A 15,298-nucleotide genomic window follows, 5' to 3' on the forward strand; every position below is an offset into this window, starting at 1 on the left:
ACTCTCTCAGGCGGGGGGAAGGCCGCTCAGACGAGGGCCGTACCGATCCGCTCTGCCGTGGCAAAGACATGCGCCGTCCAGTCCGGGTTGATCGGCAGAGCCTCCGAACTCAGCCAGACAATCACAAGCTCCTGCGCCGGATCGACAAGCAGAAGCTGGCCGTGGATACCCCGGGCATGGACCGTACCCGCGTCATGATTGATATACCACTTGGCGCGATAGGACATATCGACCCCAGGAAAGCGGTCGGCGAAATCCCCCTGCTGCCAGGCGGTCCTGTTCCCGCCGCGCAGGATGCCGTCGACCCAACTCTCCGGGATCACCTGCCGCCCCTCGCGCGCCCCACGCTGAAGCATCATCTGCCCGATCCGCGCCAGGTCCCGCGCGGTCAGGCAGATGCCCCCCGCCGCCCGCGCGCCACCGATCCGGTCGACGGTGATATATCCCGCGCGCTCCGCACCCAGAGGCTGCAAGAGGTGCTGCGAAAGAAGCGTTGCATAGCGCTGACCGCTGGCCCGTTCCAGAACCCAGCCCAGCATATCCGTCACCGGCGAGGCATAGCGGAAACGCTGCCCATGCGGGCCGTCGCACTCGGTCAGCAGGCGCATGAAACTGTAGAGGTCCAGCGCGGCCTCGCCTTCACCCAACGGCTGCCAGTTCATCGCCTTGCGATATTCGATGATCGGGCCTTCGGTCGCAAAATAATCTTCGGCAAAGCTCAGCGCGACCTCCATATCCAGCGCCTGCCGGACGGTCGCCCCGCCAAAGGCGGTCCCGGACAATTCCGGCAGATATTCTGTGATCGGGGCGGCCACATCCAGCGCACCGGTTTCGGCCATCGCCCCCGCGACCAGCCCCAGCAGCGATTTGGACACCGACATCAGAATATGCGGATCATCGGCCGTCATCCCGTTGCGATAGCTTTCATGCACCACCGCCCCGCGGTGCAGAATGACTAGCGCATCGTTGGACCAGCCATCCAGCGCCTTGTTCAGCCCCGCTATGCTGCGGTCCTTGCGGGGCAAGTGCCATATGTCATCGGGATCATGCGCAATCTCCGCCGTCGGAACGATCTCACGCACATGGTGGAAGGCCCAGCGGTTGAACGGCGCCGTCCGCCAGTTGGCCAGCGTGACACGCGCCTCTTCAGGCGGAGGAAACCCTGACATCATCTCCATACCCTGCCCTCACCCGTTTTCATGGAAGAAATCATAGACCTTCTGCGCCAGCGCGTCCGACACACCTTCGACCGCCTTCAGATCGGCCAGCGCCGCCCGGCTCACCGCCTTGGCCGACCCGAAATGCGCCAGCAGCGCCCGCTTGCGCGCGGCCCCGACGCCCGGCACGTCATCAAGCGGGGTTGCCCCCACGGCCTTGGCCCGTTTGGCCCGGTGGGTGCCAATGGCAAAACGGTGCGCCTCGTCACGCAGACGCTGCACGAAATACAGCACCGGATCATTATGCCTCAGCGCTTTGGGGCGTTGGCCCACCCGGTGAAACTCTTCCTTGCCTGCGTCCCGGTCCACCCCCTTGGCCACACCGATCATCGGAATGCCCTCCACCCCCATTTCGCGCATGATCCCGGCCACCGCACTCACCTGCCCAGCACCGCCGTCGATCAACAGCAGATCGGGCCAGAGCCCCTGCTCACGGTCCGGGTCCTCCTTCAGCAAACGCTTGAACCGGCGGGTCAGCACCTCTTTCATCATCCCGAAATCATCGCCGGGCGTGAGGCTCTCGCCCTTGATGTTGAACTTGCGATAGTGGTTTTTCATGAAGCCTTCGGGCCCCGCCACGATCATCGCGCCCACAGCGTTGGTGCCCTGAATATGGGAGTTGTCATAAACCTCGATCCGGCTGGGCGGGGCGGGCAGCTCGAACGCCTCGGCCAGCCCCTTGAGCAGCTTGCCCTGCGTCGCGCTCTCGGCCATCTTCCGCGCCAGGCTCTCGCGGGCATTGCGCAGGGCGGCGTCAATCAGCTCGGCCTTCTCGCCCTTTTGCGGCACGATCAGCGTGACCTTACGGCCCAGCTTTTCGCTCAGTGCCTCCTGCATCAGATCGGCGTTCTCAATCGGATGTGACAGGATCAGCTGCCGCGGCGGCTCCTTGCTGTCATAGAACTGGCCGATGAAGGCCTCCAGCGCCTCGGCCTCCTCCACATGCTCGCCGACACGGGGATAGAAATCGCGGTTGCCCCAATTCTGCCCCGCCCGGATAAAGAAGACCTGCACACATGCCTGCCCCTTCTCCAGATGCAGCGCGATCAGGTCTGCTTCGGTCACGGTGCGCGGGTTGATCCCCTGCGAGGTCTGGACCTGGGTCAGCGCCTTGATCCGGTCCCGCAACGCGGCGGCGCGTTCGAATTCCATCGCCTCGGACGCCGCGGACATCTCGGCCGCCAGCTTCTCCTGAATATCCGTGCTGCGGCCCGACAGATACCGCTCTGCATCGGCCACTTGCCGGGCATAATCCGCTTTGTCGATATACCCGACGCAGGGCGCGGTGCAGCGCTTGATCTGGTATTGCAGGCAAGGCCGCGTGCGACTGTCGAACATACTGTCAGAGCAATTGCGCAGCTGAAACACCCGCTGCAACTGGCCCAGCGTCCGGTTCACTGCGCCGGCGCTGGCAAACGGTCCGTAATACGCCCCCTTCTCCTTTTTCGCCCCGCGATGCTTTTTGATCATCGGAAAGTCATGCGCCTTGGTGACGAGGATGTTTGGAAAACTCTTGTCGTCGCGCAAGAGCACGTTGAATTTGGGCTTGAGCTGCTTGATCAGGTTCTGTTCCAGAAGCAGCGCCTCGGTCTCGGTCGCCGTGGTAAGGAACATCATCGACGCGGTTTCCGAGATCATCCGGGCGATGCGCGGGGTATGACCCGTGGGCCGGGCATAGCTTGAGACCCGCGCCTTCAGATTGCGGGCTTTGCCCACGTAAAGCACCCGCGCCTGCGCATCGAGCATGCGGTAAACACCGGGCGAGCCATCCAGCGTCCTGAGGTAGGATTGGATCACGCCATGGCCGGTTGCGGTAACAGTTTGCGCGGTGTCTTCGGTCATTTGCCTGCTAATGTGATTCTGCCCGGGGTCGCTGCAACCTTATCGCGGAATGAGCAAGAGGAAACCTGTCCACGGTTCTTGTGGATAAGTCTGGAGATAAGATTGGCCGCTGCGAAATTTTCCTTTGTTTTCGGCCCACTTCGTTAAAGTGCCTAAAAAATAGGCGGTTAGGCAAGTCATTGATTTACATAACAATAAAACTTCCTAAATGCCAAAATACTGATTCTATTAAGTTTTTTGTAACGGTTTTGTTAACGCGCTGTGACAGGTGGAAAACTTGGTTTGAGACTCAGAAAATTATTCTGTCCCAATCACATCCGGTGTCTCCCAGGCGAGGTGCTGCCCCCCGTCCACGGCGATCATCTGACCGGTCACGGCGCGCGCCTCCAACAGATACGTCAAAGCCGCGCAAATCTCACCCGGATCCGCTCCGCGTTGCAGCAGGGTCGCCGCGCGTTGGGCGGCAAACTGCGCTTCGGTCTGCCGTCCGCCGCGCAAGGTTGGGCCAGGACCGATCGCATTCACGCGCACCCGTGGCGCCAGCGCCTGCGCTGCCGTCTGCGTCAGGGTCCAGAGCGCGGATTTGGCCAGGGTATAACTCATGAACTCCGGCGTAAGCCGCCGCACCCTCTGGTCGATCATATTGATCACCAACCCCTGCGCCACCGGTTCTCCATTCTCATCCTTGACCGGCTCCGGCACCTGTGACGCAAAGCCTTGCGCCAGAACGAAAGGCGCGCGCAGGTTGCTTTCGAAATGCCGGTCCCAGCTTTCTCGGGTTGCGCTTTCGATCGTGTCGTACTCAAAGATCGACGCGTTGTTCACCAGCACCGTTAGTGGCCCGCCCAGAGCATCAACCGCGCGCGGGATCAGGCTCGCCACATCGGCCTCGTTCAGCAGGTCGGCGGCCAGCACCGGCGCCTTGCGGCCAAGCGCTTCGATCTCCCCGGCGACATCGCCCGCATCCTCGTAGGAACTCGCATAGTGAATGGCCACGTCATAGCCCAGCTCCGCAAGGCGCAGCGCCATGGCGCGGCCAAGCCGCCGCGCGGCACCGGTGACAAGAGCTCGGGTCATTGGATCGCCTTTCTGATCAGGTCAGGACGATGACAACATAGATCAGATACAGTGCGGTCAAGGCAATGCCCCACCTGCGACCGATATCCTGTTTGAGAAAGACAAACGGGATCAGCAGAAGCGACGCGCCCAGCATCACCCAAAGGTCGAACAGCAGGAATTCCGGGTCAACCGGGATCGGGCCGACAAGGGTGGTGATCCCGATGATGGCCAGCAGGTTGAACATGTTCGACCCGATAACATTCCCAAGCGCCACATCGGCCTGCTTGCGAAGGGCGGCCATCACAGTGGTCGCCAACTCGGGCAGCGAGGTACCAAGGGCCACAAGCGTCAGCCCGATCACCGCGTCGCTCACCCCGAAGGCGCGGGCAATGATCGAAGCATTATCCACCAGAAGATCCGCCCCGAGCGGCAAACCGATCAGACCAAGAACCAGGAACAGGACGATCTGCCACCAGGGCATGTCCGGGTCAGCGCCTTCGACCTCTTCCTCTTCATCGAGCACCACCACAGCCGCAGCCTTGCGGTGCATCTGCGCGTCACGAAACGCATCCAGAAGGACAAAGGTCAGCGCCCCCAGAAGCACAAGCCCGGCGATCATGTCAAATGTACCACGGAAGGCGAGCGCGATGAAAAGCACCGTCGCGCTGATCATGAAGAGATAGGTCTTGCGGCAGCGGCAGCCGCTTGTGTGCAGCCCGGCCAACAGGGCGGGCACCCCCAGCACCAGAAGGATATTGGCCGTATTGGACCCCACCACATTGCCAAGCGCCAGGCCCGGCTTGCCTTCGATCACGGCATTGACCGAGATCAGAAGCTCAGGCGCGGAGGTGCCGAAGGCGACAATTGTCAGGCTCACGATCAGCGCCGGAATACCCACCCGCAGGCTGAGGTTCACCGCGCCCTTGACCAGGGCATCCCCCGCCAGCAGCAGGATCACCAGGCCAAGCCCCGACAGAAGCCAGGGCGTGATCACGCCTTACCGCCTTTGCCGCAGGGACAGGGCCCCTTGCCGATACGGTAGCGCCCGCATTTCGGGCATTTGGCCGAGGCGAGCCGCTTCTGCCCCGGAAAGCGCAGCTTGCCGAACACGCCAAGCACGGCGATGAAAACCAGAAAGAGGGCGACAATCTTGGCTATCACGTCAGAGCCCATAGCGCGCGTATTCGGCGCGCTCCTCGATTGTGGCCAGGGCATCCCCTGCAAGGCTCGCCCCAAACCGGCTCAGCAGGCTGCGGCGGCGGCCATAGGGGCGGATACGAACCTTCTCGCCATACAGCTCCTTCAGCTTGGGCATAAGATGCGCCTCGCCATCCACCAGCCCCAGTTCGACCGCCCGTCGGCCCAGCCAGAATTCACCAGTGAAAATATCGCTCTTGTCGGCAAGCTTGTCGCCGCGCCGCGCGATGACATGATCGACAAAGCCCGTATGCATCTGCTCCAGAATGGTCTTGAGCCGCGCCACGTCCTCTTTCTTTTCCGGCAGGAACGGGTCGAGCATGGATTTCGATTTCACCGATGTGTGCACGCGCCGCTCGATCCCCTGTCGCGCAAGGAAAACCGGCGCCCCGAAACTGGCCGAGATCACACCGATGGACCCCACAATCGAGCCGCGATCGACCCAGATATCATCGGCCGCCACAGCCAGCCAGTATCCGCCCGATGCGGCAACATCCTCGACGAAGGCATGCACCGGGATCGCCTTTTCCTCGGCCAGCCGCCGAATCCGCGCGGCAATGAGCGAGGATTGCACCGGTGAGCCGCCGGGCGAGTTGATCACCAGCGCCACCGCCGCGGGCTTGCCCCGCTTGAACGCCTTTTCGATCACCGGGCCGATGGTCTCATCGCTGAGCTGCGACCGCGACGCTCCGATACTGCCGGCAAGGCGCACAACAGCCACCAGAGGCTCGGTTTTGGTGAAAGGGATCAGGTGCTTCATGCACGCCGATGTAGAGTGCCTATGCCCTGCAAACAAGGTGGAGGGCCGCCGCAAAATGCGTTGTGGCTGAAAAGTGACGCCAGATGCGCGATGTTCACGACTTGATCCGATACCCGGTCCTGAAAATCCACCAGATCACGGCAAGACAGGCGACCGTGAAACCGGTGATCGCCAGCAGGCTCACCATGACAGGCACATCCGCCTGCCCGAAGAAGGACCAGCGAAACCCCGAGATCAGATAGAGCACCGGGTTGAACAGGGTGATCGTCTGCCAGACCGGCGGCAGCATCGAGACCGAATAGAACGACCCGCCCAGAAAAACTAGCGGCGTGATCACCAGAAGCGGGATCAGCTGAAGCTGCTGGAAGTTCTGCGCCCAGATGCCGATGATGAACCCGAAGAGCGAAAAACTGAGGCAGGTCAGGATCAGGAAGGCAAGCATCGCCACCGGGTGCAGGATCTCGATCTCGACGAAGAACCGCGCGGTGATCAGAATGACCACCCCGATCAGAAGGGCCTTGGTCGCGGCCGCGCCGACATAGCCGATCACCACCTCAAGGAAGCTCACAGGCGCCGAAAGCAGCTCGAAAATCGTGCCGATGAATTTGGGAAAGTAGATGCCGAAGCTGGCATTGCTGATGGCCTGCGTCATCACGCTGAGCATGATCAGCCCGGGCACGATGAACGCGCCATAGCTCACCCCTTCCACCTGGTCGATGCGGCTGCCGATGGCGGCACCAAACACCACGAAGTAAAGCGATGTGGAGATCACCGGCGACAGCAGGCTCTCCATCAGCGTGCGGACGAAGCGGTTCATTTCGTAGATATAGATCGCACGGATCGCATAGAGGTTCATGCCGCGTCCTCCCCGTCATGGACAAGGCCCACGAAAATCTCTTCCAGGCTCGACTGGCGCGTGTGAATATCACGCAGGTGCAACCCTTCGGCGGCCAGCGCCTGCAACAGGCGGGTGATGCCCGTCCCTTCACCGCGCGTGTCATAGTGATAGCTGAGCGTCGTGCCATCCTCCGACAGCTCCAGATCATAACCCGCCAGCGCGGACGGCACTTCGTCCACCTTATCTCGCAGGTCGATCCGCAGCGTCTTGCGCCCCATCCGTGCCATCAGCGATGCCTTGTCCTCGACAAGCAGCAACTCGCCCTTGTTGATCACACCCACCCGGTCGGCAATCGCTTCGGCCTCCTCGATGTAATGGGTGGTCAGGATGATCGTCACGCCATCGGCCTTGAGCTCTTCCACGATCTGCCACATGTCGCGGCGCAGCTCCACATCGACGCCCGCTGTCGGCTCATCCAGGAACAGCACACGCGGCTCGTGACACAGCGCCTTGGCGATCATCACCCGGCGCTTCATCCCGCCGGACAACTCACGGGTGCGCGCATCGCGTTTGTCCCAGAGCGACAGCTGGCGCAGAATACGTTCTGTCAGGGCGTCATCCTTGGGCTTGCCAAAGATCCCGCGCGAAAAATTGATGGTGCTGATCACCTTCTCAAACGGCTCCAGCGCGATCTCCTGCGGGACAAGCCCGACAAGGCTGCGCGCGGCGCGATACTCACGGGCGATGTCATGGCCGCCCACCGTCGCGGTGCCCGAGCTGGGCGTGGTGATCCCGCAAAGCGCCGAGATCAGCGTCGTCTTGCCCGCGCCGTTGGGGCCAAGCAGGGCCAGGATTTCGCCCGCCTCGATACTCAGCGTGACACCTTTCAGCGCCTCGAACCCGCCGTCATAGATCTTGCGCAGGTTTTTCACATCGACAATCGGGGACATGCGCGCTCCTTTATTTCTTGCGTCCCACCGGTCTAAGCCAAAGCGGGAGGGGAGCAAACCAACAGTTTTGACGGGAGCAATGTGCATTTCTGCATGGGCGGATTCCGGAAACACTGTGTTGATCCCGTTGATCCGCATTCATTGTCGATTTTTGAACGAAAATTCGCAATATTTTTGCCATATTTCAGGGTGGGGAGCCTGACCAACAAGGGATGTCTGGCGTATCATGCGGCCGGAACCGACGAGATATGATGCGATTTTTACTCTGGATTCCGATGCTTATTCTGGTTCTGACCGGATGCGGTGAAACCGTGACCCGCGATGAACCCGCGCGCATTCTGCTGATGGGGGACAGCCTGATGGCCGTGCATCATGGCCAGGGCAAGGCCGTGTCGCATTCGGTGGAAAAACACCTTGGCGAAGAGGTCGTTGACCGGTCGGTTCTGGGGGCACGGATGATCTATGCCCTGCCCATTTCCGGAGCGGCGGGGCTGAACATTCCCAAGCAATACCGCGACGGTAAATGGGATTGGGTCATCCTCAACGGCGGTGGCAACGATCTGTGGCTCGGCTGCGGCTGTTTCGCCTGCGCGGGAAAGATGAACCGGCTCATTTCCGAGGACGGTCGCCAAGGCGTGATCCCGGGGCTGGTCTCAAAGCTGCGGCAGGACGGGGCAAAGGTGCTTTATGTGGGCTATCTGCGCTCACCGGGCATGGGGTCACCGATCGAGTATTGCAAGGATGAGGGGGACGAGTTCGAGCGCCGCGTGCAAGAGCTGGCGGGGCTGGATGGCGGGGTATACTTCCTGTCGCTCGCGGATCTCGTGCCGCATGGCGACCGCAGCTATCACGCGATCGACATGATCCACCCGTCGGTGAAGGCCAGTCAGGAAATCGGCAAGCGCATCGCGGATATCATCGGGCGCTCGCCCGGATAGGCCGCCTCAGCCGCTCCGCATCTGATCCGAAACCTGATGACCAGCCGGGATCGGTCTCAGTTGATCAGCTTTTTCAGCCAGCCCTTCTTCTTCGGTGCCTCTTCTGCCGTATCTTCGGGCGCGTCTTCCTCATCGGTGAACACGGCTTCGAAATTGCTGAAGAACTGATCGGCCATCTTCTTGGCGAAGCCGTCGACGATCCGGCTGCCAAGCTGCGCGAGCTTGCCACCAACCTTGGCATCCACATCATAGATCAGCCGCGTGCCGGTCTCGCTGTCTTCCAGCCGCACCTTGGCCGCGCCCTTGGCAAAGCCGGCCGCGCCGCCCTTGCCCTCGCCGGTGAGCGTCAGGCTTTCATGCTCGACCATATCCGAAAAGCTCACATGCCCTTTGAACGTCGCCTTCACCGGGCCGACCTTCTGCACCACGGTGGCGTCAAACCCCTCTTCCGGCGTTCCGCTCACCTCTTGCGCGCCAGGCACGCATTCCTTGATCACCTCTGCGGTCAGCAGCGCTGCCCAGACCTCGGCCCGGCTGGCCGAAATATCGCGTTCATCACTCATATGCATGGGATCAGGCTCCTGGGAAATGCACTCCTGCCCCGGACTATAACAGCGCGCGCAGCCCGCCAAAAGCAGCATTCTGACGTAGCGTATGTTCCTGCCTGACCTGCCGTGTTACGGGAGGATGCGAAGGAGCGAACAGAATGACCCAGACCAAGCATAACCGGCCCGCGCTCGGGATCATGATGGTGATGATCGGAATGCTGGCGATCTCGGTGAACGACATGCTGATCAAGCTGCTGTCGGGGGGTTACCCGCTGCATCAGGTTGTGTTCATCCGCTCGCTGATCGGCATTTCCTTCAGCCTGATCATCGTGCAGATGGAAGGCGGGTTTCGTATCCTGCGCACCGACCGGCCGCTTCTGCATCTCTTGCGCGGCCTGCTGATCGTGATAGCCAATCTGACATTCTTTGCCGCGCTCGCCTCGCTGCCTCTGGCCGACACGACGGCCATGTTCTTTATAGCGCCGCTGATCATCACCCTGCTGAGCATTCCCATGCTGGGCGAACCGGTGGGGCCGTTGCGCATCGGCGCGGTGATCGTGGGCTTCATCGGCGTGATCATCGTGACCCAGCCCTGGGCTGCGGGCGGCACACGGAATGCCGCATGGTTCGTTTATCTCATGCCGCTGATCGGCGCGGTGAGTTACGCGCTTTTTCAATTGCTTACTCGGATGCTTGGCGCGTCGGCCAAGGCGTCGGCCATGGCGGTTTATATTCAGGCGACCTTTATTGCGGTCAGCGTTCTCTTCTGGCTTTTCGCCGGGGATGGGCGTTATGTCGAAGGGGTCGAGGATGAAAGCCTGCAATTCCTTCTGCGTGCCTGGATCTGGCCCGATGACGGCGATATCTGGCTGTTTGCCATTGTCGGGCTGAATGTGGCGATCATCGGCTACACCATGTCTCAGGCCTATCGGCTCGCGGATGCGGCGACGATTGCGCCTTATGAATATGTCGGCCTGCCGCTGGCGATCTTCTGGGGCTGGATGATCTGGAGCGAGCTGCCGCAGAGCAGTGTCATGTTCGGGATCATCCTGATCCTCGGCTCGGGGCTGTTCGTGTTCCTGCGCGAGCGCCAGAAAAAGCGTAATCTGGTGGCGGCCAAACAGGCCAATCGTCGATATTAAACACGTCGTATCAGAGGGTTGAGAATGCTCAATGGCATCCGGATAATCGAGTTTGAAGGGCTGGGGCCAGGCCCCTTTGCCGCGATGATGCTGGCCGATCTGGGGGCCGAGGTGATCGTGATCCACCGCCCCGTCAGCGCCAATCCGACGGCGGATCAGGGCAATCTCCTGGACCGGGGCAAGAAGTCTATCACTCTGGACTTAAAGGATAAATCCGATCTGGAAGTGGCCCGGGCGCTGGTCGCCTCCGCCGATGCGCTGATCGAAGGGTATCGCCCCGGTGTGATGGAGCGGCTGGGGCTGGGGCCGGAAGACCTGATGACGACGAACCCGGCGCTGGTTTATGGCCGGATGACGGGCTGGGGTCAGGATGGGCCAAGGGCGCAGACGGCGGGGCATGATTACAACTATATCGCCACCTCGGGCGCGCTTTGGTACGCGTCGCCGCCCGGCCATCCGCCGCTGACCCCGGCGACGTTGGTCGGTGACATTGGAGGCGGCGCGCTTTACCTTGTGGCGGGCATACTGGCCGGTATTATCTCAGCAAAATCAACGGGTAAGGGCACGGTGGTGGACGCGGCCATCGTCGATGGATCGGCGCATATGATGGCGCTTCTGATGTCGATGGCACCCTCTGGAAACCTCGTGACGGAGCGGGGCAAGAGCCTGCTCGACGGGCCGCACTGGAGCCGGGTCTATACCTGCGCGGACGGAAAATACCTTTCCGTTCAATGCCTTGAGGCGAAGTTTTATGCGATCTTTCTGGATATCCTGGGCCTGAAGGACGACCCGCGATTTACAGCTCAATATGACGTCGAAAAATGGCCCGCCCAGACCCGGGAGCTGGCCCAGCTTTTCGCCCGTGAACCGGTGCAGCACTGGGCGGATTTGTTCGCAAATACAGATGCTTGCGTTGCCCCCGTCCTGCCACCGGAAGAGGCCGCGCACGAGCCGCACATGGCCGCACGGCAGGTCTGGCAGACCGGCCCCTTACAACCCGCCCCGGCCCCCAGATTTGACGGCATCTGCGTCACGCCCGGGCCGGTGCCGGAAAAGGACGAGCACGGCGCCGCGATCCGTGCGGATCTGCGCCAGAGGGGGCTTTTGTAGCGCCAGGAATTTTGTACGTTTTGTACAAAATCACCCCTTGTTTTGTACAAAATTCCGCACCGCGCTCAGTCGCGTGCCGCCATGGCATAATCGCGCATCGGATCGGAGCGTTCCCAGTCGAACCGCAGGCGCTGGCAACGCTCGGGATACTGCGCTCCGGTGGCGGTGCAGTCTGTTATCCGGTCGATCCGGAAATGACGGAAATCCTGCCGCAGCCCGCACCACGCGGCGAGCAGAACGGCGTCGGTGAAATAGATCATCGCCAGTGGCAGGATCGTGCGGGTGGAGCGCTGATCTGAGAGCGCGTCATAGGTGATGCGCAGCTCGGCCCCGGTGCGGATATGATCGCGGAGCGTGTCAGCCAGAGGGCTGGGGGCAATCGTTGTCCAGGCCGACACATGATGCGGCACATGCGGCCTGCGCCCGTCGGGCAGGGCGGCGGCGATCTTGCCGGTGGCGGAACGCGCGGCCTTTTGCAGCCCTGCATCGCCTGTCCGCTGGAGGAGGGCCGCCCCGACAAAGAGTGCCTCGACCTCTTGTGCGGTGAACATGAGCGGCGGCAGGTCGAAGCCGGCGCGCATGACATAGCCGATGCCCGCCTCGCCCTCGATCGGCACCGACATGGCCTGAAGCGAGGAAATGTCGCGATAGACGGTGCGCTTGGTGACCTCAAGCTGATCGGCAATGGCCTGCGCTGTGACGGGCCGGGGGGCCTGACGGAGGATCTGGATGATCTCGAACATGCGGGTGGAACGGGTCATGCCACGAACATAGCACAGCTGCTGACACAATGCTGTCAGCAGGGTTTTGGTAGGGAGAGACCTGAACAGTGGTGCGTGTGAACACGCACCCTACGGAGGGAGGACACCGAATGAGCCTTGACGGTTACCGCGCAGCATCGGGGCGGCTGGAGCCGGTCTGGACGCTGGAGGTCCAGACCCTGCCGGAAGATGTGGACCGGATTCTCGACGCGGTGCTTGAGGTGCATCCGCTCGGATATGGGCGCTATGGGCGCAATGCATCGGTTTCTGCGGTGGGGCGCGAGACGGCGCAGCCCCGGGAGGGATCGACCACAACGACGCACAAGGCGGGATATCAGGCCGGGGCAACGGAAACCTACCCGATGGTGGAGCTGAAGATATCGGTGGAGCGGGAGCTGAAGGTGCTTGAAGACGTGATGGATGCCATTCTGAAAGTGCATCATTACGAGCAGCCGGTGATTTTCATCCGCGAGGATTGGGCGAGCCGAGCGGCCTATGACCCGAACAACGACAACCCCAACCGATGGTGGAACAACGGGCGTGGACTGCCTGACACTCTGGAATGAAGGAGAGACGACGATGATCAAGTATTACTATCCCGATGGCTCACATTGCTATCGTGCGCTGCATACGACCCATGCGGTTTACCGGTCCGAGGATGGCAAGCTGATTGCCCGGACAATGCGACCGGATAACAGCGAACTCTACGAGTTTGAGATCACCGGGTTCGAGCTTCTGGAGACGGGGGTGCGCTATGAGTGAGGCGATGATGAGCGAGGGTTTCGAAACACAGCCCATCTCGATGCTGCCGATGTGGCAGGTGGCCTTTCTGGCCCCGCAGGAGGATGTGGACCGCATTTTCGATGCGGTGGCCCAGGTTGCCCCGTTGGCCTATGGCGCGACCGATCGCAACGGGTATCGGCTGACCGGAGGGGTGGAGTATTACCGTCCGACCGAAGCCGCGCCCACGGGCGCCGATGATCCGCGTCAGCGCCCCGGGGTTGACCAGATGCGTATGTTCGTACCGCGGGATATGGCTGTGCTGGGTCGGATGATCGAAGCCATCTACGAGGTACATTCCTATTACGAGCCGCCGATCACCGTGACCGAGGTGTTGCGAAGTCAGACCAGGGGGCTGGATGATAACCAGAATCCGTATCGCTGGTGGAATCGGGGCGGGGATTGGAAAAATGGGACATCAGCACCCTGAAGCCACGAATTGAGCAGGCAGGGTCAGGGCAATCCGCGCGCGGCGCGCTGAGCGCCGAGATCGTCGAGGATGGTATCCATATTGCCAAGGGGCCAGCTGAGCCGGGCGGGGCTGTCGCGCCCCTCGTCGATCTCAAGGGTCAGCGCTTCGCCCGCCCGCAAGGCGGCGAGGATCGCGCGGGCCGTGTCGCCCGACATGCGGCATGTGTTTGACGCACAATGAGAGACATCGATTGGCGTGACACCGGCGGCGCCTGTCACGGCGAGGCGTGACGCCTGAAAGCTGAGACCGGGTTCGATATCGAAGCGCAGGTGCGGGTCGGGCCTGCCATCGGCGCCCGCGTGATAGACCAGTTCGACCATGGCCGCAGCGAAGTCCGGCCGAGGGCGATAGACATCGACATATTGCACGTAGCAGCCCCGGTCCGAGCCATCCACGGCCGTATCGCAGGCCACATCCCAGAAGCTGTCATAGATCGCGTGGTAATCGACCTTGCGCCCATCGAGCACCGCGCCGCGCGGCCAATAGGCCCAGGCCAGCGCGGCCCCCGCGACGCCGAGCAGAAGGATATATGTCAGAAGGCGGGTCATGCGCCCACTCTAACCGCTGCGCCGCCCCGGTCACGGCACGATTTCTCACGTCGGCGCGAGCGGCCCTGTTGAACCCCGGCCCGTGGCCCCGTATATTGGCGGGCCGCTGGACAGCTCCGGCAGACCCCGATAGGACCGCAAGATGGCCAAGCCGAAGGACAATCCGAATTACAAGGTCATCGCCGAGAACCGGCGTGCGCGGTACGATTATGCCATCGAGGATGACATTGAATGCGGGATCATCCTTGAGGGGTCCGAGGTCAAATCCCTGCGCGAGAACTCGGCCAATATCGCCGAGAGCTATGCCGCGGTGGAGGATGGCGAGCTGTGGCTGATCAACTCGTATATCGCCCCCTATGAGCAGGCCAAGACCTTTGGCCACGAGGAGAAGCGGCGGCGCAAGCTTCTGGTGTCACGCAAGGAACTGGCGCGGCTGTGGAATGACACGCAGCGCAAGGGCATGACGCTGGTGCCGCTGGTGCTCTATTTCAACCACCGTGGATTGGCGAAGCTGAAGATCGGTATCGCCAAGGGCAAGAAGGTGCATGACAAGCGCGCCACCGACGCCAAGCGCGACTGGAACCGCCAGAAGCAGCGGCTGTTGCGCCACGGGGGATAAACCCCGGCCTTTTCCCCTTATGAGTGTGCTCTGTCTGCGCTCTAAGCTGCGTCCGTCCGAAGGGGGTGGGTCCGGCTTCGGCATCTGATCTGACTGGGCCTCAGAAACGGGGAGTATGATATGGAACTTCTGATTGGACTGATTTCAGGCGCCGTGGGCGGCAATGTCGCGGGCGGGGTGATGAAGAACTTGAACCTCGGCGTGCTTGGCAATTCGATTGCGGGTATCGTCGGCGGCGGGCTTGGCGGGCAGATCCTCGCCATGCTGGGCGCAGGGGGCATGGCCGATGGCGGCATGGATATCGGCGGCATAATCGGCCAGGTGGCCTCGGGCGGCGTCGGTGGCGGCGCGCTGATGGTGGTGATCGGCCTGATCAAGAACGCCATGGCAAAGTGACAGGTACCTGAGGACGAGTTTGAACCCGCGTGGCGTACCGGCGTTGCGCGGGTTTTGCGATCTCCGGTCAGAGCCCTCAAGGGTCATGTGAATTCTGCGCTTTGCGCGGGCCAACGGGCGA

At 61.8% G+C, this 15,298-nt stretch carries 19 protein-coding genes; 8 read left to right on the plus strand and 11 right to left on the minus strand.

The window, feature by feature from the left end:
• Nucleotides 1-26 precede the first annotated feature (26 nt).
• From EI983_RS16675 to EI983_RS16710, 8 genes are all read right to left on the minus strand, one after another.
• A complete protein-coding gene (locus EI983_RS16675) occupies nucleotides 27-1,169 on the minus strand; it encodes a serine hydrolase domain-containing protein (protein ID WP_246162215.1) in 1,143 nt (380 codons plus the stop codon).
• A gap of 18 nt (nucleotides 1,170-1,187) precedes the next feature.
• Nucleotides 1,188-3,059, minus strand: a complete 1,872-nt coding sequence (gene uvrC, locus EI983_RS16680; protein ID WP_157708479.1) for an excinuclease ABC subunit UvrC — start codon at nucleotides 3,057-3,059, stop codon at nucleotides 1,188-1,190.
• A 297-nt stretch (nucleotides 3,060-3,356) separates the two neighbouring features.
• The gene (locus EI983_RS16685) at nucleotides 3,357-4,136 is read right to left on the minus strand and encodes an SDR family oxidoreductase (protein ID WP_157708480.1); all 780 of its coding nucleotides are present in this window, start codon (nucleotides 4,134-4,136) and stop codon (nucleotides 3,357-3,359) included.
• 16 nt (nucleotides 4,137-4,152) lie between these two features.
• Nucleotides 4,153-5,109: a calcium/sodium antiporter gene (locus EI983_RS16690; protein ID WP_157709133.1), complete on the minus strand. Its 957-nt coding sequence runs from the start codon at nucleotides 5,107-5,109 to the stop codon at nucleotides 4,153-4,155.
• Nucleotides 5,109-5,279 (minus strand): hypothetical protein, encoded by a 171-nt coding sequence (locus tag EI983_RS16695; protein ID WP_198389329.1) that lies wholly within the window; start codon nucleotides 5,277-5,279, stop codon nucleotides 5,109-5,111. Before EI983_RS16695 ends, EI983_RS16690 begins: the two co-directional genes overlap by 1 nt.
• A gap of 1 nt (nucleotide 5,280) precedes the next feature.
• Nucleotides 5,281-6,075: a S49 family peptidase gene (locus EI983_RS16700; RefSeq protein WP_157708482.1), complete on the minus strand. Its 795-nt coding sequence runs from the start codon at nucleotides 6,073-6,075 to the stop codon at nucleotides 5,281-5,283.
• A gap of 94 nt (nucleotides 6,076-6,169) precedes the next feature.
• Nucleotides 6,170-6,931, minus strand: a complete 762-nt coding sequence (locus EI983_RS16705; RefSeq protein WP_157708483.1) for an ABC transporter permease — start codon at nucleotides 6,929-6,931, stop codon at nucleotides 6,170-6,172.
• Entirely contained in the window at nucleotides 6,928-7,863 is a 936-nt protein-coding gene (locus EI983_RS16710; RefSeq protein ID WP_157708484.1) for an ABC transporter ATP-binding protein, read from the minus strand. Before EI983_RS16710 ends, EI983_RS16705 begins: the two co-directional genes overlap by 4 nt.
• 275 nt (nucleotides 7,864-8,138) lie before the next feature.
• Here EI983_RS16710 and EI983_RS16715 point away from each other — a divergent pair, with 275 nt between their 5' ends.
• Nucleotides 8,139-8,801: an SGNH/GDSL hydrolase family protein gene (locus tag EI983_RS16715; RefSeq protein WP_246162216.1), complete on the plus strand. Its 663-nt coding sequence runs from the start codon at nucleotides 8,139-8,141 to the stop codon at nucleotides 8,799-8,801.
• Between the two features lie 56 nt (nucleotides 8,802-8,857).
• Here EI983_RS16715 and EI983_RS16720 read toward each other — a convergent pair whose 3' ends face one another.
• Complete coding sequence (locus EI983_RS16720; RefSeq protein WP_157708486.1) at nucleotides 8,858-9,370, minus strand: SRPBCC family protein; 513 nt, start codon at nucleotides 9,368-9,370, stop codon at nucleotides 8,858-8,860.
• Nucleotides 9,371-9,507: 137 nt separating this feature from the next.
• Here EI983_RS16720 and EI983_RS16725 point away from each other — a divergent pair, with 137 nt between their 5' ends.
• Nucleotides 9,508-10,491, plus strand: a complete 984-nt coding sequence (locus EI983_RS16725) for a DMT family transporter (protein WP_157708487.1) — start codon at nucleotides 9,508-9,510, stop codon at nucleotides 10,489-10,491.
• A 24-nt stretch (nucleotides 10,492-10,515) separates the two neighbouring features.
• Nucleotides 10,516-11,601, plus strand: a complete 1,086-nt coding sequence (locus EI983_RS16730) for a CaiB/BaiF CoA transferase family protein (protein ID WP_157708488.1) — start codon at nucleotides 10,516-10,518, stop codon at nucleotides 11,599-11,601.
• A 65-nt stretch (nucleotides 11,602-11,666) separates the two neighbouring features.
• Here the strand turns inward: EI983_RS16730 and EI983_RS16735 are convergent, their stop codons facing one another.
• On the minus strand, nucleotides 11,667-12,362 hold the full coding sequence (locus EI983_RS16735; protein ID WP_157708489.1) for a helix-turn-helix transcriptional regulator: 696 nt from the start codon (nucleotides 12,360-12,362) through the stop codon (nucleotides 11,667-11,669).
• A 110-nt stretch (nucleotides 12,363-12,472) separates the two neighbouring features.
• On the opposite strand from EI983_RS16735, the gene EI983_RS16740 reads away from it, so the two are divergent.
• From EI983_RS16740 to EI983_RS16750, 3 genes are read left to right on the plus strand one after another with little or no spacing between them, the layout of a single operon-like run.
• Nucleotides 12,473-12,928, plus strand: a complete 456-nt coding sequence (locus EI983_RS16740; protein WP_157708490.1) for a hypothetical protein — start codon at nucleotides 12,473-12,475, stop codon at nucleotides 12,926-12,928.
• A gap of 13 nt (nucleotides 12,929-12,941) precedes the next feature.
• Nucleotides 12,942-13,124: a hypothetical protein gene (locus EI983_RS16745; RefSeq protein ID WP_157708491.1), complete on the plus strand. Its 183-nt coding sequence runs from the start codon at nucleotides 12,942-12,944 to the stop codon at nucleotides 13,122-13,124.
• Nucleotides 13,117-13,572 (plus strand): hypothetical protein, encoded by a 456-nt coding sequence (locus tag EI983_RS16750; RefSeq protein WP_157708492.1) that lies wholly within the window; start codon nucleotides 13,117-13,119, stop codon nucleotides 13,570-13,572. The genes EI983_RS16745 and EI983_RS16750 overlap by 8 nt, the downstream gene beginning before the upstream one ends.
• Before the next feature lie 23 nt (nucleotides 13,573-13,595).
• Here the strand turns inward: EI983_RS16750 and EI983_RS16755 are convergent, their stop codons facing one another.
• The gene (locus EI983_RS16755; protein WP_157708493.1) at nucleotides 13,596-14,162 is read right to left on the minus strand and encodes an invasion associated locus B family protein; all 567 of its coding nucleotides are present in this window, start codon (nucleotides 14,160-14,162) and stop codon (nucleotides 13,596-13,598) included.
• A 142-nt stretch (nucleotides 14,163-14,304) separates the two neighbouring features.
• Here EI983_RS16755 and smpB point away from each other — a divergent pair, with 142 nt between their 5' ends.
• Nucleotides 14,305-14,781, plus strand: a complete 477-nt coding sequence (smpB, locus tag EI983_RS16760; protein WP_157708494.1) for an SsrA-binding protein SmpB — start codon at nucleotides 14,305-14,307, stop codon at nucleotides 14,779-14,781.
• Between the two features lie 120 nt (nucleotides 14,782-14,901).
• Nucleotides 14,902-15,177, plus strand: a complete 276-nt coding sequence (locus EI983_RS16765) for a hypothetical protein (protein ID WP_157708495.1) — start codon at nucleotides 14,902-14,904, stop codon at nucleotides 15,175-15,177.
• Nucleotides 15,178-15,298 lie beyond the last annotated feature (121 nt).

This window comes from Roseovarius faecimaris (assembly GCF_009762325.1).
In the GTDB taxonomy this organism is placed as follows: Bacteria; Pseudomonadota; Alphaproteobacteria; order Rhodobacterales; family Rhodobacteraceae; genus Roseovarius; species Roseovarius faecimaris.